At 44.7% G+C, this 17,431-nt stretch carries 18 protein-coding genes and 1 pseudogene; 6 read left to right on the top strand and 13 right to left on the bottom strand.

Annotation, left to right across the window (positions count from 1 at the left end):
* Positions 1-121: 121 nt before the first annotated feature.
* Complete coding sequence (locus tag KNO76_RS11555; protein WP_214885568.1) at positions 122-871, bottom strand: hypothetical protein; 750 nt, start codon at positions 869-871, stop codon at positions 122-124.
* 185 nt (positions 872-1,056) lie between these two features.
* Between KNO76_RS11555 and adhP the strand changes: the two genes are divergently transcribed.
* The 3 genes from adhP (at position 1,057) to KNO76_RS11540 (ending at position 3,260) form a co-directional block, all read left to right on the top strand.
* Positions 1,057-2,085, top strand: a complete 1,029-nt coding sequence (gene adhP, locus KNO76_RS11550) for an alcohol dehydrogenase AdhP (RefSeq protein ID WP_214885566.1) — start codon at positions 1,057-1,059, stop codon at positions 2,083-2,085.
* Between the two features lie 114 nt (positions 2,086-2,199).
* A complete protein-coding gene (locus KNO76_RS11545; protein WP_214885564.1) occupies positions 2,200-2,625 on the top strand; it encodes a MarR family winged helix-turn-helix transcriptional regulator in 426 nt (141 codons plus the stop codon).
* A gap of 107 nt (positions 2,626-2,732) precedes the next feature.
* Positions 2,733-3,260: a CarD family transcriptional regulator gene (locus KNO76_RS11540; RefSeq protein WP_026824688.1), complete on the top strand. Its 528-nt coding sequence runs from the start codon at positions 2,733-2,735 to the stop codon at positions 3,258-3,260.
* A gap of 270 nt (positions 3,261-3,530) precedes the next feature.
* On the opposite strand, the gene KNO76_RS11535 is transcribed toward KNO76_RS11540, so the two are convergent.
* Positions 3,531-5,030, bottom strand: a complete 1,500-nt coding sequence (locus tag KNO76_RS11535) for a malate:quinone oxidoreductase (protein ID WP_214885562.1) — start codon at positions 5,028-5,030, stop codon at positions 3,531-3,533.
* A gap of 218 nt (positions 5,031-5,248) precedes the next feature.
* On the opposite strand from KNO76_RS11535, the gene KNO76_RS11530 reads away from it, so the two are divergent.
* Positions 5,249-5,662 carry a (deoxy)nucleoside triphosphate pyrophosphohydrolase gene (locus KNO76_RS11530; protein ID WP_026824690.1) on the top strand — a complete coding sequence of 138 codons (414 nt, stop codon included), beginning with the start codon at positions 5,249-5,251 and terminating at the stop codon, positions 5,660-5,662.
* A gap of 19 nt (positions 5,663-5,681) precedes the next feature.
* Here the strand turns inward: KNO76_RS11530 and KNO76_RS11525 are convergent, their stop codons facing one another.
* Positions 5,682-8,561, bottom strand: coding sequence for a DEAD/DEAH box helicase (locus KNO76_RS11525; RefSeq protein ID WP_214885560.1), 2,880 nt, complete (start codon positions 8,559-8,561; stop codon positions 5,682-5,684).
* 112 nt (positions 8,562-8,673) lie between these two features.
* Between KNO76_RS11525 and KNO76_RS11520 the strand changes: the two genes are divergently transcribed.
* A complete protein-coding gene (locus tag KNO76_RS11520) occupies positions 8,674-9,216 on the top strand; it encodes a histidine phosphatase family protein (protein WP_214885558.1) in 543 nt (180 codons plus the stop codon).
* A gap of 26 nt (positions 9,217-9,242) precedes the next feature.
* Here the strand turns inward: KNO76_RS11520 and KNO76_RS11515 are convergent, their stop codons facing one another.
* The 5 genes from KNO76_RS11515 to KNO76_RS11500 all read right to left on the bottom strand — a co-directional run bounded on the left by KNO76_RS11515 (position 9,243) and on the right by KNO76_RS11500 (position 12,129).
* On the bottom strand, positions 9,243-10,106 hold the full coding sequence (locus KNO76_RS11515; protein WP_214885556.1) for a DegV family protein: 864 nt from the start codon (positions 10,104-10,106) through the stop codon (positions 9,243-9,245).
* Positions 10,107-10,221: 115 nt separating this feature from the next.
* Positions 10,222-10,704: a methylated-DNA--[protein]-cysteine S-methyltransferase gene (locus KNO76_RS11510; protein WP_214885554.1), complete on the bottom strand. Its 483-nt coding sequence runs from the start codon at positions 10,702-10,704 to the stop codon at positions 10,222-10,224.
* Positions 10,691-11,443, bottom strand: coding sequence for a DNA-3-methyladenine glycosylase family protein (locus KNO76_RS14110; protein ID WP_483297393.1), 753 nt, complete (start codon positions 11,441-11,443; stop codon positions 10,691-10,693). The genes KNO76_RS11510 and KNO76_RS14110 overlap by 14 nt, the downstream gene beginning before the upstream one ends.
* 15 nt (positions 11,444-11,458) lie before the next feature.
* A complete protein-coding gene (locus KNO76_RS14200) occupies positions 11,459-11,584 on the bottom strand; it encodes a hypothetical protein (RefSeq protein WP_285800445.1) in 126 nt (41 codons plus the stop codon).
* A complete protein-coding gene (locus KNO76_RS11500; RefSeq protein WP_214885552.1) occupies positions 11,581-12,129 on the bottom strand; it encodes a bifunctional transcriptional activator/DNA repair enzyme AdaA in 549 nt (182 codons plus the stop codon). The genes KNO76_RS14200 and KNO76_RS11500 overlap by 4 nt, the downstream gene beginning before the upstream one ends.
* A 172-nt stretch (positions 12,130-12,301) precedes the next feature.
* On the opposite strand from KNO76_RS11500, the gene mprF reads away from it, so the two are divergent.
* Positions 12,302-14,797: a bifunctional lysylphosphatidylglycerol flippase/synthetase MprF gene (mprF, locus tag KNO76_RS11495; protein WP_214885550.1), complete on the top strand. Its 2,496-nt coding sequence runs from the start codon at positions 12,302-12,304 to the stop codon at positions 14,795-14,797.
* Positions 14,798-14,921: 124 nt separating this feature from the next.
* Here mprF and KNO76_RS11490 read toward each other — a convergent pair whose 3' ends face one another.
* The 5 genes and pseudogenes from KNO76_RS11490 to KNO76_RS11475 all read right to left on the bottom strand — a co-directional run bounded on the left by KNO76_RS11490 (position 14,922) and on the right by KNO76_RS11475 (position 17,374).
* Entirely contained in the window at positions 14,922-15,464 is a 543-nt protein-coding gene (locus KNO76_RS11490; protein ID WP_214885548.1) for an NUDIX hydrolase, read from the bottom strand.
* Positions 15,465-15,477: 13 nt separating this feature from the next.
* On the bottom strand, positions 15,478-15,972 hold the full coding sequence (locus KNO76_RS11485; protein WP_214885546.1) for an LURP-one-related/scramblase family protein: 495 nt from the start codon (positions 15,970-15,972) through the stop codon (positions 15,478-15,480).
* A 97-nt stretch (positions 15,973-16,069) separates the two neighbouring features.
* A pseudogene (locus KNO76_RS14105) lies at positions 16,070-16,210 on the bottom strand (nucleosidase); the annotation flags it as partial.
* A gap of 125 nt (positions 16,211-16,335) precedes the next feature.
* Positions 16,336-16,986 carry a FusB/FusC family EF-G-binding protein gene (locus tag KNO76_RS11480; RefSeq protein WP_214885544.1) on the bottom strand — a complete coding sequence of 217 codons (651 nt, stop codon included), beginning with the start codon at positions 16,984-16,986 and terminating at the stop codon, positions 16,336-16,338.
* 121 nt (positions 16,987-17,107) lie between these two features.
* The gene (locus tag KNO76_RS11475; protein WP_026824703.1) at positions 17,108-17,374 is read right to left on the bottom strand and encodes a CD3324 family protein; all 267 of its coding nucleotides are present in this window, start codon (positions 17,372-17,374) and stop codon (positions 17,108-17,110) included.
* Between the last annotated feature and the right edge of the window lie 57 nt (positions 17,375-17,431).

The following is a 17,431-nucleotide window of genomic DNA, read 5'->3' as shown; positions in this document are numbered from 1 at the left end:
AAAAACCTGAGCCCGGTGGAATACCGGACGCAGGTTCTAAAGGTCGCCTAACGAAACTATTTAGTGTCTAACTTTTTCGGTTCAGTTCATTCGTCGGCTCAATCTTTTTTCGTTATACGATTCAGAGTGGATGTCGTTTGAAATGTTCAGCAATGTGTCTTTTCATGGCGTCTCGATTTTCGGCGAAGATGCGATGACGATGACCGTTCCCGCCGGATGGGTGCGGAAACCCGCTCACGACCCGCTCCTGGTTCAAGAGACCGCGCTCCACTAACAGCTCCACGGCTCGTCTCACGTTCACGCCCATCGGTAGAATGAGGGCATCTTTCAGCTGTGCCATCTCTTCAGCGAATACACCTTCCACGTAAGGTCGAAACAGTTCAGTCCGAATCATATCCGGGCTCGCCCCGTTATAGTTCTTACCTTTATAGAAAACGGGATAAGGGAGAACCGCCGTGTTTTGTACGAGATGGTTCGCCGATCCAAATAAATCGAGAGAGGACTCGATTCCCAAATGATGATGTAAATCCAAATCGTCCAGCATCGTCACCAAGTTCTTACGAATCGGACCAGAGAAACTTCCCCGTTGTTTGACGGCTCGCAGTGCTTCTTCATCAGAAGCACCTTTCAAATCGCGAATCGCCTCGAACGATTGACGCATCTGATACAACCCTGGCGTGATCCCGGCGATAACGACTTTAGCATCCGGATTGATATATTCAAACGGTGCGTAATAGATATCAAGTTGTTTCTTTTCATCACGGTCTAACAAAAAATCTTCACTTTTTAACTTCTCTTCCTCTAAATCAGATAGCTGCAAGATTTTTGATTTATATGTGTGAAATAATTTTGTTCTTGTCACCTGAACCATACCCCTTCCATTTGTTACTTCTATCTCTATTCCCCCAAATCTTCATGTGAAAAAAGTTCATTTTTCAGACAAATGCTATAAAAAAATAAAGCGCTTCCATTCCATTTTTTGTGATATCCTAACGTTGTGATTCAGAGTGTTTTTTAGGCAGATTCGCTAAATTCTCACAAGGGGTGTGTTCACACATGAAAGCAGTCGTTGTCAATTCAACAAGCAAAGCCAACATCGAAGTCGTTGATAAGGAATTGCGTCCATTACAAGCAGGCGAAGCGCTCGTCGATGTCGAGTACTGTGGCGTATGTCACACGGACCTTCACGTCGCGGCCGGTGACTTCGGGGATGTGCAAGGACGTGTGCTCGGTCATGAAGGAATTGGAATCGTATCTCAAATCGCTGACGATGTTACGAGCCTAAAAGTCGGAGACCGCGTCAGTATCGCTTGGATGTATCATGCGTGTGGTCGCTGTGAATATTGTACGACGGGACGGGAAACGTTCTGCCGAAACGTTCAAAACGCCGGATATAGCGTAGATGGCGGAATGGCCGAACAAAGTATCGTCGTCGCCGATTATGCCGTCAAAGTACCTAAAGGATTAGACCCTGCACAGGCATCAAGTATTACTTGTGCCGGTGTCACGACGTATAAGGCCATCAAAGTGGCAGACGTCAAACCTGGTGAGACGGTCATCATCTATGGTTGCGGGGGACTGGGCAACCTGGCAATTCAATATGCGAAGCATGTATTCAATGCGCATGTGATTGCCGTCGACTTGAACGATGATAAGCTTGAACTTGCTAAAGAGAGTGGCGCTGATTTGACAATCAATCCATCGACCGAAGGAGATGCGGCAGACATCGTCCAAGAGAAATTCGGTGGTGCACACGCTGCAGTCGTCACGGCTGTCTCCAAAGGCGCATTTAACTCAGCTGTCAATGCGGTTCGCGCTTGTGGGAAAGTCGTAGCAGTCGGTCTTCCTTCTGAAACGATGGATTTGAATATTCCTCGTCTCGTTCTCGATGGAATCGAAGTCGTCGGATCTCTCGTCGGAACACGTAAAGACTTAGAGGAAGCTTTCCAATTCGGAGCAGAAGGACTCGTTGTGCCTGTTGTTCACAAACGTTGTCTTCACGAAGTGCAAGATATCTTTGAAGAGATGGAGCAAGGGAAAATTCAAGGACGCATGGTCATCGACTTCAAAAATAAAGATTGTTAATTAAAACGAGGCCATGTGCCTCGTTTTGTTCTAGATTGACGTTGACGAGGTATAATTGCTTTTGTATAGTTAGGAACGTCCAAAAAGCCGAAAATGAAAGAGGAGTGACTTGATTTGACTCCATCAACGTCAACCCGTCTACTTGATTTATTGTCAGAGCGCAATGATCAAGTTCGACGTATGAGTGAACAATCTTGGAATGAACAAAGTGATATCCAACTCTCGAACTCGGAATGGTATATTCTCGCAACACTTTACCAATCGAACACGACTATTGCCGAAGTCACAAGAAATGTCCATATCTCTCGACAAGCCATCCATAAACTAATTAAGAACCTTGAAGGAAAAGCACTCGTTCTCGTAACGGACCATCCACAGAGTCGAAAAGACAAATGCATCGAACTGACTGCGCTCGGCCATACTTGTTATGAACAAAACGAGGCGCTCAAAGCGCAACTCGAGCAACGTATCCGAGAAGGAATTGGACAAGATGCCTTCGAGCAACTGAAAATCATTCTGCGCATGGACTGGAAGCTGTAATCGTGTCGGATAGAATCGGCACGGTTTTTATATGCATATATGAACCCAAACGTCAACCGAGTTGACATTTCACCTTCTGAACGACTATGCTTATGGATAAGGAAGAGGTGATCGACTTGTTTAAAGCTGGAGATTTAATCATCTACTCGACCCATGGCGTATGTCGCATCGACGACATTTCGGACAAAACGGTCGCAGGAGAAACGAAATCATACTACACGCTTCACCCGATCAACAATGCACAGAAGTTACAGATCAGCATCCCGGTCGATAACGATAATGTGATGATGTTGACATTGCTCGAAGCAGACGAGGCATTAGAGATTTTAGAGTCGTTCCGCTCGCCTGGCGTTGAATGGAACCCGCATTCCAACAATCGCAATCGCGAATTTTTGAATGTCGTCCATTCAGGGAACCGTCACGATATCGCTCAAGTCGTCAATACATTGAGTCGTCGACATATTGAGGCGCTCCATGCGAATAAAAAGCTATACGAACAAGATCGTAAGATTCTAGAGAACGCCAAAACCATTTTGGTAAAAGAAATCTCACTTGCTCTCAATCGTTCAGAAAGCGACATTGATCGTAGCATATCTGAGTATTTACATGAAAGTATGACGACACTCACACCTTGACCCCTTCCTGTGGAAGCGGTCTTTTTTTTGTGATGTCATCAACACGGACGAGCCATCATCGGCACAGGTTCAATATCGTCGCCACAAGGGTACGCAACCTGTCGAAAAAAGTCTCTCTCCATCACAGAAATAAACGACAACAGTTAAGGGATCGTCAAACGCATCGATGACATACTAGATAGGTCCGAAAGTCCAAAAAATGGTGAAAGAGTAATCACTTGTTCTATACAAAGAGGGCGAGCATACGATTGTATACTCGCTCCAAGTAAATTAATTGTGTACCACATCTTTTTCTTTTAGACCGAGCGCGAGCGCTGTCGATTCGTGAATCGTTCTAAACAGGTCCGGATGTTCCGACAATTTCAAGCCATACGATGGAACCATCTCTTTGATTTTTGCTTCCCATTCCGGCAACTGTTGCGGGAAGCACTGTTCGAGCACTTTCAACATGACATGAACAGCTGTCGATGCACCTGGAGAAGCACCAAGAAGTGCCGCGACCGATCCATCTTCCGCGCTGATGACTTCCGTTCCGAATTGAAGCGTCCCTTTTCCTTGCGGAGTATCTTTGATGACCTGGACCCGTTGTCCGGCCACGACAATCTCCCAGTCTTCATTCTTGGCGTTCGGAATGAATTCACGCAGTTCATCCATCCGTTTGTCGTGTGACAAGAGTACCTGCTCGATTAAGTATTTCGTGAGCGGCATCTCTTTCGCCCCTGCCGCAAGCATCGTGATGACGTTATTCGGCTTGACCGAACGGATCAAATCCAAGTTTGATCCTGTTTTCAAGAACTTCGGCGTGAAGCCAGCGAACGGTCCAAACAACAACTCTTTTCGTCCATCGATAAAGCGTGTGTCGAGGTGCGGGACCGACATCGGTGGTGCCCCAACTTTCGCCTTTCCGTAAACTTTAGCGTGATGTTGCTCGATAATCTCGCGATTTTTACAGACGAGGAAGAGCCCACTGACCGGAAATCCTCCGATTTGTTTCGACTCGGGAATCCCTGTCTTTTGTAAGAGTGGCAAACTGCCACCCCCGCCTCCGATAAAGAGAAAAGGTGCCGTATGCGTCTCAATCGTGTCCCGAGACACGTCTTTCACTTTCACTTCCCAATGACTGTTGTCGAGACGCTTCACGTCCTCGACGCTATGACCATAGTTGACCTCGACCCCGTTTGATGTGAGATGCTCAAACAACATACGTGTCAATGCACCGAAGTTCACGTCCGTCCCAGAATCGATTTTCGTCGCGGCAATCGGTTCATCCGATGTCCGACCTCCCATGATGAGCGGGAACCATTCCTGTAATTGATTCGGGTCGTCCGATAAGACCATCCCTTCAAACAACGGATTCGTTGTGAGCGCTTCCAAACGACGCTTCAAGAAGTCGACGTTCTGCTCCCCTTGGACCATGCTCATATGTGGGATCGAACGAATAAAGGCCTCTGGGTTTTCAATTAATCCTTGCTTGACGAGATGCGCCCAAAACTGGCGCGAGATTTGGAACTGCTCGTTGACGTTGACTGCTTTGGAGATGTCGATTGTCCCATCTGCGTTCTCAGTTGTATAGTTTAATTCGCATAGTGCGGCATGTCCCGTACCTGCGTTATTCCATTCGTTTGAACTTTCTTCCCCTGCTGCATCGAGCTTTTCGAACACTTTGATGTTCCACTCCGGTACAAGCTCTTTAAAGAGTGAACCGAGCGTTGCGCTCATAATGCCTGCCCCAATTAAAATGACGTCTGTTCTCGTTTGCGTACTGCTCATGAAAACCCCATCCTTATCCCCTGAATTTTTTGTCATACAATCGAAGAATCCCCATTCCTTAATCGTATATTTTATAATCGTTATACCGATTATAACTCTTTTGTGATGAATGATAAGGGGTTTAGGGCGAAAAAATTCTTTAAGTGAAGATTGAATTCATAAAAAAAAGACGAATGTTATGATAGAGGTAATCAAATCTCAAAAATGAGGGAGTACCAATGAAAAAAACAGTAAAAGTCGTAGCAGCAGTTATTGAAAACGAAAAACATGAAATTCTTTGTGCACTTCGTTCAACAACTATGCTCATTCCAAACATGTGGGAATTTCCCGGAGGAAAAGTTGAGGATGGAGAGAACTTACAAGAAGCACTCGAACGTGAAATTTTTGAAGAGTTGCAATGTGAAATTACTGCTCATGAAATTATTAATGAACATGTACATGAATATGAAACTTTCATTATTCATTTAGTTTCATTACGTGCAGAATTAAAATCGGGAACTCCTATAGCTACGGAGCATGATGCATTAATCTGGTTAAAGCGTGAAAATCTACGTTCCTTGGTCTGGGCACCAGCAGATTTACCTGCAGTAAATGATGTGATCAATCAAATAACTGAAGCCGAGAACGTATAAATTACGCCTCGGCTTTTTTTTAATGCGTTATCTCGTGCAAGTAATCGTATATCTGTTGATCGACACTCTCTCTCAACATTAAATTCATCGTGACTACAGGAAGTTCTTGACCATTTTTATTTAGCATCGTGGTATTTTTTATAGATTGTTGATCTGGTTTCACTTCACCTAAATAATAAAAATCTCCGCCTTCATCATCATCTTTTTTTGCAAATAGGTGAATATCAATGTTGTCTTTCTCTGAATCAATAATTTTGCGCACTTCTTCAGATTTTGTGGTTCTTCGACTCCGAGTATACCAATGAAATACCTCTGGACTAATAAAGGAATCACCGTAATTAACACTTGCTTCAACGTCTTCACTTTTATGATACGTTACAAATATAGGACATGTATGATGCTTAACTTTATAGCCATACATCGTAGATTGCTCTTCTTTTTTCCAATTTAATAATCGACATACATCTTTTCTCGTGTATTTTTCCAACCTCGTTAAAGGTTGTGTTTGATTATATCGTTTACTTCTTAGGATTGATGCTTCTAGTGAGTCGTTAAATAACTTAGCAAACCATTCGTTTTGTAACATAGATTGTATGTGTGAAGGTAACCGATACATGTCACGATCTAATTCAACATACGGCTTATTACCATATTTCTTTCGATCTGCATCATTAAAAAAGTCTAATAATAATACATTCTCTACTGATTTAAGCGTTGCTTCATCTACTCGAACATGATGATCATGTAGGTAGTTAATAAAATTGAGTTTACTTATAGAGCGATCAGAGGCCAAAAGTTTTAACAAATAAATCTCATGTATTCTTTTACCTGATAAAAGTTCTTGCGTTACCATAAGTAAAATTTGCTCTTCCTCTTTCGAAAGAGAAGGCAATTCACTTTCAACAACTCTTAAAAAAGCACCATAATGTCCATTTTTAGTTGCTATAACAATTGGATCCATTGAGTGGTTCTCTATAAAGTCAGTCAACATAGGTTGTCTACCTAATCGATTTTTTAAGTTCTGATATGCTTCTTTTAAAGTTTTTAAATCTGTTAACCTTGCTTGGTTAATTGAATCATAAATGCGTTCTTTAGCAACCGCTTCAAAATTAATAGTTGATGTACCAGAGATATAGCACCGATCGATTACTTTACGACGAATAGAATCTTTATTTTGAGAACGATCATCCGAGAGAGCAATTGGAATTAAATAATTGTTTTTATAGTTTGCTATAAAATCAATAACGGTTACGTAACGTTTAGATTTATGCTTTCGTAAGCCCCTTCCTAATTGTTGAATAAAAATAATACTCGATTCAGTTTGTCGAAGCATTACAACTTGATTAATGCTTGGTATATCGATCCCTTCGTTAAATATATCCACAGTGAGAATATAGTCTAGTAATCCTTGTTCTAAATTATTTACTTCTTGCTTTCGCTTCGCTTGAGTATCATCCCCGGTTAAAGCACATGTTCTAAAACCTCGAGCATTTAATTGCTCAGATAAATACATTGCTTCTTTTTTAAAGCTGCAGAACATTAGGCCTCGCAACTTTTCCCCCGAATAACCGTAGTATTTAATCTTTTCAATAATCCTATCAATTCTTTCAGTTGATACAAGTTTTTGAAACACTTCAATTTCTTTTTGTTCCCCATCAATTTCAAGATCAGTTACCCCAAAATAATGGAATGGACATAGCATATTTTCTTCAAGTGCTTCTTGTAAACGAATTTCATATGCAATATTGTAATCAAAAAGTCTGAACAAATCATATCCATCTGAACGTTCAGGAGTAGCAGTCATTCCAAGTAAGAACTTCGGCGCGAAATATTCTAATAGTTTTTGATATGTATTTGCTCCGGCCCGATGACTTTCATCAATCAAGATGTAATCAAAAGTCTCTCGTGCAAATTGATATAAAGTTTCATCTTTTGAGATGGTTTGAATAGTTGCAAATATATATTTAGAATCAATTGCTCGACTAGTTCCCGACAAAATCCCGAAATCTTCAATGTTTCCACCAATCACTTTATGAAAATCACTTATAGCTTTTTTCAAAATTTGTTCACGATGGACTACAAATAACATTCGCTTCGGTTCATACCTACGAACATCAAATGCAGCTAAGTATGTTTTCCCAGTCCCCGTAGCTGATACAACTAGTGCGCGTTGATGACATTGCTGTCGGACTGTTTCAATACCGTCTAAAGCAGAACGCTGCATAGCATTCGGTTTAATTTCAAGGTCCCGCTTAATTTGATTAAAATCATGAATACTTGGAAACTCAGCAACTCGATCTCTAACCATTGGACGATATACATTTTCATAAGCCTTAATCCATTCTAAGGTTAACGGAATCGATTCATTCCACATCGTTTCAAATCGATTGAAAAAGTGTTGAACAATTTCACCGTTTTCATGAGAAGTAAGTTTAATATTCCATTCGTAGTTTGTTTTTAATGCTCCTGCAGTTAAGTTTGAACTACCAACAATCAATGAATAGTACTCTTCATGTTGAAAAATATACCCTTTTGAATGAAACGCATTCACATCTGCAATTCTTACGTCAACGTTCGAAATTTTTAAAAGTTCTTTAAACATTTTTGGCTGATTAAACAGTTGATATGTAGAAGTAATGATCTCGCCTCGGATACCTTTTTGACTCAAGTCGTATAATGTTGATTTGAGTGTTGCCAAACCTGATTCTGTAATGAACGCAACAGCGAATTGAAACTTCTTACAAACTTTCAATTCATCGAGTAACACGGTCAATACATCCTGTCTTTTAACTCGTTCGTTTACTAAAAGTTCTGGTTTAAATGGACTAGAATGATGGTGATCTTTATCTATAAACCCAGTATAAAGAGAGCTTTCTAATTGTCTTTTAAAATGACTCATTGGTTCCTCCTACTTATCACTAAGTAAATTGAAATATATTCTATGATGTGAAATAGTTTTACATATATTTCATTATTGGCTTTTCACTAAAAATGATCAAGGAGAATCCATCATGTCCACGCTCTATTTGATACGCCACTGCTCGGCCTCCGGTCAAGAACCTGATGCACCGCTCACGGAAGCAGGTCACGCACAAGCTCTCCTGCTTCACGACTTTTTTCGTGATATCTCGATTGATCGGATCATCTCAAGCGATTATATCCATGCGGTCGCTTCGGTCACGTCACTCGCCGATTCTCATCACCTCTCAATCGAGCGTGAACCGTTACTGAGAGAACGCATCCTGTCTCACGAACCGCTTGAAGACTGGCTGACCCCATTACGTCAATCGTTCATCGACCCGACTTTCAAACTACTTGATGCTGAATCTAGCCAAGAAGCGACGAATCGCATCCTACAAGTCGTGGAGCGTGCTCAATCTCAACATGCCGCGACACTATTGGTGACGCACGGCAATCTGCTCGCACTCCTCTTACAACATCTCGATCCACGATATGACTTTGAAATGTGGCGTACGATGCGTAATCCAGACGTCTATCGCCTCGATTTCGATGGTCATAATTCAGTTATTGAGCACATTTGGCCATACAAATAAGCCGCCTCGACATGAGACGGCTTTTATTACTTCTCTACGAAAAACATTGAAATCGCACCTAGACCAACGTGTGTCCCGACCGAGACACCCATCTGCATGAGGTAAATCTCGCCTGTGAAATCTGTTTCTGCTTCAATCTTCGCTTTTAAGTTTTCGGCAACTCGCTGATCGGATGTATACCCGATGATCACAAAATTCGTGATATCCGGATTCACGCGTTTCACGAACTCGTCCGTATAATGCTTCAGCACTTTACGGGTACCTCGTTCCTTAGCAACAATGGCACCTTTCCCGTTCTTCATGCTCATAATCGGTTTCACCATGAGTAGTTTTCCGATGATGGCACTCGTGTTTGAGATTCGTCCGCTCTTAATCAAATGGTCCAAGTCGTCCACGGATAAGAAATGCTTCACTTTCATCTTGTACGTCTCATTGAAGTCAACGAGCTGTTCGAACGTCGCACCGGCTTCACGCATTTGCGCACTCTTTAGCAACAGCCAGCCGCTCCCGTGACTCATCGAACGAGAGTCGACGACGTGAATTTTAACAGTCGAGTCAGGATGCGCCTCTTCGAAGTACTCTTTTCCGATGATCGCCGACTGATACGAGCCGCTCGTGCCACTCGACATACAGATGCATAAAATCTCTTCGTGACCCGAAGCGACCGCATCTTCCATCAATTTCAAGAACGTCGCCGGGCTCGGCATCGCCGTCGTTGGGAATTCCGGGAGCGCTTCCAACATTCCGTAAAAATCATCCGGCTGGATATCCACCCGGTCCTGATAAGACATATTGTTCATCGTAATGATCAACGGTGCGACCCCGATGTTGTACTGTTCAAGCACTGCATCTGATAAGTCACACGTCGAATCTGCTAATAATTTAATCATGCATTCCTCCAAAACTTTCTCCATAAGTGACGGGAATCATCCTATAACTTCGTCGATTCCGACGTCACGATAGGACCTCTTCTAGTGTAGCAGATTTGGAGGGGGAAATGTTTTTTTACTGGGTTTGATGTGCGACTTGTTTCTCGTGGTGTAAGAGCCATTCTTTTCGCCATAATCCGCCGGCATAGCCAGTCAATTTCCCGTTTAATCCGATGACACGGTGACATGGTACAACGATGCTCAGCTTGTTGCGTCCGTTCGTCGCTCCGACCGCGCGGACAGCCGCGGGTCGTTTCACTCGTTCGGCGAGTTCTCGGTAAGAAGCCGTCTCCGCATACGGGATGGTTTGTAACGCATCCCACACGTCATGCTGAAACGTTGTCCCGATTTGCTCAGTCGGAAATGTAAACGACATACGCTTACCGCAAAAGTAAGCATCTAGTTCATCCCGGCACTGTCGCAATACATTTGGAATATCTGATTCAGGTGATTGCGTCCCTTTACGTTCGACGAATAAGATCGATTGAACGACCTGCTCCGTCCCGATGATTTCCAGGATGCCAATCGGTGTCTCCACGTCTAATTTATACGTTCCCATATAATGACCTCCATAGATAAAATGTCGCGTATCCTTCCCAACCTTGCCACGATTCACCGTAACGTTTCACCTCTTCAATCGTGGGCTTCTTCGATGTCCCTAACTGATGATGAATCGCTTGATGCAATCCGACATCTGCCACCGGGAAGGCTGAGGCGTCTTGAAAACACTTCATCAACACATAGTCCGCCGTCCAGGCCCCGACACCTCGAATGGACAGCAATCGTTGACGGATATCAGTTGAAAACTGCGACTGTAGAGCCGATTTTGATAACGTCCCACCTGTTATTTCCCATGCAATATCAATGATATACTCCGCTTTCCTTCGACTGAACTGAAGCTCACGTAACGCTTCCGGTTCGAGCGAGGCGATTCGTTCCGCCCGCGGGAACGTCCAATACGTTCTTCCTCCGACAACTCGATTGTCTCCATATCGTTCGACGAACCGCCGCTTGATCGTATAAGCAAACGACAAGGTGATCTGTTGCCCGATGATGGCCCAGGCGAGAGCTTCGAACAAATCTGGAAAGCCGATCATCCGTAACCCGCGATGCGCTTCAATCAAAGGAGCCAGTAATTCATCCTCTGCCCCCATCGCCTCAAACGGTGTTAGGTCACAATCGAGGTCTAACCAGTCACGCACCTCACGTTCAATGCTTTCCGTCTCTATCTCTGAAACGTCATCGACTGGGAACACCACACGAATGTGACCCTGCTCTCCTTGAAGTTCGATGAGGATAAGGCGTTCCCCGATTCACATCAACTTTTGAATCGCCTCGTCCGTCGTGACATGGAGCACCTCTTGATTTGACCGACTTAAAAAGACGAGACACTCTTGAAAATCAAACGGCTGCTGTACAGCGATTAGCATCTCTCTCATACGTCCTCTCCTTTTCGATACGTATTTGGTGTACAACCTTTCACTTGACAGAACACGCGGTAAAAGTTCGACGGTGTTTGAAACCCGACCTCATAGCAGACTGTCAGATTGCTCATCGCGGTCGTTCGTAATAAATAAGCTGCCTTGTCGATACGAAGTCGCTCCAATAGTTGCCTTGGCGTCTCTCCTGTCGTTTGGGTGAACGTTCGCTCCAAATGGAACGGACTCAGCTGGACATGCTCGGCAATTTGTTCGAGGCGAATCGGCTGTTTATAATGTTCCATCAGATACACTGTCACCTGTTGTACGAGCGCTCGGTGTGGGGCATGCTCGCCTTCCGGCTGGCATCGCTTGCACGGTCGGAATCCGTTCGCTTCCACCTCTTGTCTCGTTATATAAAAATCGACATTCTCTTTTTTCGGTTTGCGGGAACGGCATGATGGTCGACAATAGATTCCTGTCGTCTTGACGGCCGTATAGAATAACCCGTCATACGTCGCATCACAAGCGAGCACTTTCGCCCATTTTTCTTCAAATGTCAGCATCTCCACACCCCTTTCTCCTTACACTGTATCAAATCTAAAATCAACATTTCGTCCTCTTTCTTGCGCTTACAATCCCCTGTTTTTGAAACGTTTTACAGATTTCAATCGTATCCTATAGTACGATTTAGTTAGAAGACACTGTCAGTCATATGACAGATAAGGAGAAAACCTCATGCGCACTCGTTTTTCATGGAAACAATTAAAATGGCTCATCCCTATAGCATTAATCGGTTTGATCTTGGTTCAGAGCGGACAAGAGTTGAAAGACCTCTCGCTCGCGACCGCCTTCACGACACTGAAACAACTGACCGGTTGGGAACAGTTCACACTCATCCTACTCGGTGGATTCGCTGTCTTGACCATGACGGGCTATGACTATTTCTTGCTACGCTCTTTACATATCGAGCTACCGAAACGAAAAATCGTTCAAACGGCATGGATCACGAACTCAATGAACGGGATGCTCGGCTTCGGCGGCGTGATTGGGATCGCGCTTCGCACCTCGCTCTATCGTCCCTATACGGATACGAAACGCTTGCTCCGTGCCATCGGATGGATGACTCCGACACTTATCAGCGGTCTGTCCATTCTTTCCATCGGTGTGCTCCTCGGGATCTTTCCGGCCGGTGGGCTCGTCGGTACGAAACCGTGGATTTGGCCAGTGTTACTCGCCGTGAGTGCGATGCTCCCGTTTTATTTGTTCGTCACATCACGCCGATCAAACGTCGGATGGTCCAATCTGCTCGGGTATACGATGACCTCGCTCGCAGAATGGGTCACCGCTGGATTCGTCGCCATTTATGCTTTGACGTTACTAAACGGGTCGCACTCATTCGTGCAACTCTTCGCAGTATTCATCGTCGCGACGGTCGTCGGTGTCGTCTCCCTCGTCCCTGGGGGTGCCGGAACATTTGACTTACTGTATCTCGTTGGGATGACTCAACTTGGGATTCATCAAGACATCGTTCTGTCTTCACTAATCATCTATCGATTCGTTTATTTTGTCGTCCCATTTTTAATCGGACTCTTTCTTGCGGCTATCGCTTTTGGGGACCAGGTCGTCAAACAAATCGAGTATCGGCCAATCATCGGGTCCTCGTATGAGATTGGGACCGTCGTGTGGCGCGTCGTTTCGCGGACGCTTGCGAAGATGGGACGATTGACCGGAAGTCTCATCGCACTCATGAGCAGTCTGTTGATTTGGTTCCAGACGCTTCTCCCGAGCGTGACGCCGCTCTATGAAGTGAATCGCTGGTTTGAATGGATCGGAACCCTTTTCTTGTTGAGTGCCGGACTTCTCATGTTTTTGTCCGTCTATGGCATGTATGTGCGGACAAAACGAACGCTCTGGTTACTCAACACTGCCTTCATCTTGGCGACCATCGGGGTCATCGCTCGTGGTTTAAACCTGTTTGAGACCTTCGTCGTCATCGGGTTTGCGATGTTCGTCTGGTTGACACGTAAACGACACGTCCGATACCGCTCGATTTTAACGACAGGACGTCTCATTCGAAGCTTGATCTACGTCCTGCTCTATGTCGGCACCCACGCCCTCTTGTTACAGTCGTTCGCGGGTACGGATGACTTATTCTTCACATCTCATCAAGCCGGTTGGTTGACGACGTTCGTCTTGTTATTGACTTCGATCGTAGCAAGTGCGCTTCTGCTCTTATTCGACCGTTGGAAACGCCCGGCGCTTGGAGAGGCATACGATGAACATCGAATCACACAGTTTCAAGCAACACAGCCCACATCGAGCAGTTTTGACTTGGCCCATATGGCAGATAAGCGCTTTTACATGAACGAGGCCGGAGATGCGTGTCTGTTGTTTGCGACAGCGCGGAACCATGCGATTGTTCTTGGTGACATTCAAGGCGAGCGACAGGCGGCGACTGCGTTATTGACACGTTTCATCGAGGATGCGGACCGAATCGGATATATCCCTTTATTTTATCAAATTACACCGAATTGGATGCCGCGCCTTCATGATGCCGGCTTCACGTTCTTCAAACTAGGGGAAGAGGCGACGATTGACGTCTCGACCTTCTCCTTATCCGGGAAGAAGCGTGCAAATATGCGCTCTCTCTACAATCAGTTTGAGAAGAAGGGCATCACGTTCGACATCGTCTGTGAACCGAGCCTCCTTCTCTTACAAGAGTTAAAAGACATCTCAGACGAATGGATTGGCAATCGAAATGAGAAAGGCTTCTCCCTCGGTTTCTTCGACTATGAAACGTTGACCCGTTATCCGATTGCCTTGTTACGAGATGCGGACGGTGTCGTCGTAGCTTTCATTTCGTTACTCCGAGGAGACGGAGCCATCTCAATCGATTTGATGCGTTCGAAAAATGATGCGCCATCTGGAGCAATCGAAGTATTGATTCTTCACATCATCGAATGGGCTCGCGAAGAAGGATATAATCATGTCGGACTCGGCGTGGCACCACTTGCGGCCGTCGGGGGGCAGACGTTCTCGCACTGGCCAGAGCGCGTCGCCGCCGATATTTTTGAAAATATCAGCTACATCTATCCGTTCAGTGGCTTGCGACAGTTCAAACAGAAGTTCAAACCGTCGTGGGAAGGGCGTTATCTCGCATTCCGGCAGCGTCGGAAACTCTTGCCATCGATTTTACGGACGGCGCGATTGATTAGTCGGAAAAAATCATAACAAGAGATACCGCTCATCGACTCATTTTCAAAAAAGTACATGTAAAACTAGAGGTCTATTTGATTCAAAATCAACTCAAAGAAAAGAGATCTGATTCTTCAATACGAATCAGATCTCTTGTTATTCACGAATCTACTTTCACCGCAGCTTTATGATCGATTCCTCCCCATTGCCCTCGCATGGCAAAAAGTAACGGTATCATCGGTGTGTGATACGGTATGAATTCTTGCTGTTGAATCATCTGCAGAATCGTCGCTTCATCCGCCCATTTCACGGCTTGCACCTCAGATTCCTGTAGCGTCAGCTCATTCAAATCCACTTCCATTTCGACCAGATAAATGTCGTCAAACCCTTCATCAAAATTGACGGTCAGATGCGGTCGTGTCTGAGATAGATCAAGCTTGAGCCCAATCTCCTCTTCGAGTTCCCGCATGGCGGCTTGCTGACTCGTATCCCCTACCGTGGCACTTCCTCCGACCGTGATATCCCACATGTTTGCCCAACCTTCCTTGAACGGTTGGCGCTGTTGAATCAACATCTCGCCCTTCTGGTTAAAGATACACACGTGAATGACAAGATGATACTCGCCTTCTGGCAATCGACTTCCCCGTTGCCACGTGCGACCGGTTTTTTCTCGGTTCACCGTATAGACGTCCCAAAATTCCATTAGATCCTCCCCTTTATGTTGCGGCGCTAGATGCTGCTGCTTGATCGGCTTTCGCACAATCGATGGCTACGACGATGGAGATGAGAAGGTGCTCCATCTCTGGTTCTTCGACACGAATCTCGTAACTGTCTCCCCACGTGAACCATTTCTTTTGAACACTTCCGATAGAATGTCCGTTCTTCGTCACATCAAAATCCATGTCCCACCAATCGCCTTGGACATCGATCCCGACCGCATCGATTGAATATTTCGGTTTGAAGAATGAAAATTCTTTCGAGATAGTCATCATATCTGTGTCGTCCACTTCTACGAAAAACTTCGGCAAAAAACTGAACGTCTTCTTCGTAATCGTCGTGACCGTATGGCCATTCACGTCTTTAATCTCAAACGATTTCGGAAACTTCATAAAGCTACCTTCGATAAAGTATTGATCATGTCCGTCAGCATCCTTGATGGTGAAGCGTCCACGTAAACTGAACACTTTTTGTTTCATGTAAAGCGTGTGCATGATGATCCCTCCGATTTTATGTAGTCCTTTACGTACGAGTCCAACCTTGAAATCGATTCACTTATCACGAAACAGTTTCTTTTGATACAGTTTCGAGAACTTCCGATAATCGGTCACCTACCACGAAGCCATCCGGTAGTTCATACTTCTTCACGATTTCTGACACTAAATCGCCCTTATCCAACGTTTCGATTTGTTGAATGCTATATGTTTCTGTAATCCAACGATCCAATCCATATCAAAAATGACTACGTGTTTCATTCATTCCCTTCTTTCTAGATTGAAACTTCTTGGATTCTATCTAAAGGGATATCGGAAAGGTTGTACAGTATTTTATGAAAAATAAAAAGCCTGACTCCCTCGTCAGGCCTGTAACGCTTTATGAACAAAAGTATGCAAAGCCTCTTGGCTCGTGATATGTTTGTTGCACGTCTTACTGTCGACACATATGTATGTGCCGATGGCTTTGTAATAGTCCGGATTTTTCGCTTGTTTCGCTTTCGTGATCGTAACGCAGTACGTCACGTCCGTGAACTGATTACAGAAGGCACATATGTTTTTCTTCGTATTCGTGCTCGGTTTACATACGATGCCAATCAATCGACCTTCATGTTGACAAATCATCAACTTTTGCTTGGAACGTCCATCGTTCCAACTCAAATAAGTGAGTCGTCCAAAATCAACATCGGCTAGCTCCGGTAAGCGAAGCTTCTTCTGTTTCGGGAACAAATCCTTCAGCTGCTCGGCAGATACGACGGGAAATGGTTGAACCCATTTTTGTAATTGTTGCATGTACTCTTCGAACGCTTCGTTCATCTGTAACATCGAGAACTGTAAAAGCTTCAATTGTTCAGTCGTTGCCTCAGGGAATGCATACATCACTTTCGCTTGTGCCAAGTCGATGACTGCCCGCAAAACAGAAGGCGGCAAGCTTTGCATTCGACTCTCTTTGACGAGCCTCACTTGTTCTTTGATGAGATTATATTGTTCGTTTTGAATAAATGGATCTGACATCTTGTCGCCCCCTTCCTCAATCCTCAGTTTACAGGAGACGACGCTTCCTTACTGTGTACACTTTGATTAAGAAACATAGTCGACCTAAAAAGGTACGACTAGCGAACTAGTCGTACCTCCTTCATGTCGAGCAGTATACAATCTTTCGAATCGTGTGCGTCGCCAAATGATAGGATATGGCCAGACTTTCGATTCGCTCTCCGTTCCGAAACGCTGCGCGTATGGCTTCGTTTCGTTTCTCAAGTAATTGTTTTCCACCGTTGACCGTCCCCCATTTCCGTTTCGTGTCAGTCGGGGTCGGCACATATAACGTTTCACCTTGTACGTATTGTTGCACCTCTTGCAACAATCGTTCTGGCAGAATGTGTTGCGCATTGACGTACTTCATCATACCTCGCTCCTTATTGAATGAATCCAATTCGATAAGGGAGCAAAGCCAAATAGG

The organism is Exiguobacterium sp. s101, from assembly GCF_018617835.1.
GTDB classification, from domain to species: domain Bacteria; phylum Bacillota; class Bacilli; order Exiguobacteriales; family Exiguobacteriaceae; genus Exiguobacterium; species Exiguobacterium marinum.
Note: the sequence above shows the minus strand (reverse complement) of the source record. Positions and strands in the feature narration are given on the sequence as shown.

Excerpts from the sequence above, each read along its gene's own strand:
- KNO76_RS11490 (WP_214885548.1), bottom strand. The coding sequence starts at position 15,464 with ATGGAATTTTGGGACGTCTATACGGTGAACCGAGAAAAAACCGGTCGC.
- KNO76_RS11485 (WP_214885546.1), bottom strand. The coding sequence starts at position 15,972 with ATGCACACGCTTTACATGAAACAAAAAGTGTTCAGTTTACGTGGACGC.
- KNO76_RS11530 (WP_026824690.1), top strand. The coding sequence starts at position 5,249 with ATGAAAAAAACAGTAAAAGTCGTAGCAGCAGTTATTGAAAACGAAAAA.
- mprF (WP_214885550.1), top strand. The coding sequence starts at position 12,302 with ATGCGCACTCGTTTTTCATGGAAACAATTAAAATGGCTCATCCCTATA.
- adhP (WP_214885566.1), top strand. The coding sequence starts at position 1,057 with ATGAAAGCAGTCGTTGTCAATTCAACAAGCAAAGCCAACATCGAAGTC.
- KNO76_RS11510 (WP_214885554.1), bottom strand. The coding sequence starts at position 10,704 with ATGGGAACGTATAAATTAGACGTGGAGACACCGATTGGCATCCTGGAA.
- KNO76_RS11515 (WP_214885556.1), bottom strand. The coding sequence starts at position 10,106 with ATGATTAAATTATTAGCAGATTCGACGTGTGACTTATCAGATGCAGTG.
- KNO76_RS11555 (WP_214885568.1), bottom strand. The coding sequence starts at position 871 with ATGGTTCAGGTGACAAGAACAAAATTATTTCACACATATAAATCAAAA.
- KNO76_RS11500 (WP_214885552.1), bottom strand. The coding sequence starts at position 12,129 with ATGCTGACATTTGAAGAAAAATGGGCGAAAGTGCTCGCTTGTGATGCG.
- KNO76_RS14200 (WP_285800445.1), bottom strand. The coding sequence starts at position 11,584 with ATGAGAGAGATGCTAATCGCTGTACAGCAGCCGTTTGATTTTCAAGAG.
- KNO76_RS11525 (WP_214885560.1), bottom strand. The coding sequence starts at position 8,561 with ATGAGTCATTTTAAAAGACAATTAGAAAGCTCTCTTTATACTGGGTTT.
- KNO76_RS11480 (WP_214885544.1), bottom strand. The coding sequence starts at position 16,986 with ATGTCAGATCCATTTATTCAAAACGAACAATATAATCTCATCAAAGAA.
- KNO76_RS11520 (WP_214885558.1), top strand. The coding sequence starts at position 8,674 with ATGTCCACGCTCTATTTGATACGCCACTGCTCGGCCTCCGGTCAAGAA.
- KNO76_RS11475 (WP_026824703.1), bottom strand. The coding sequence starts at position 17,374 with ATGAAGTACGTCAATGCGCAACACATTCTGCCAGAACGATTGTTGCAA.
- KNO76_RS11535 (WP_214885562.1), bottom strand. The coding sequence starts at position 5,030 with ATGAGCAGTACGCAAACGAGAACAGACGTCATTTTAATTGGGGCAGGC.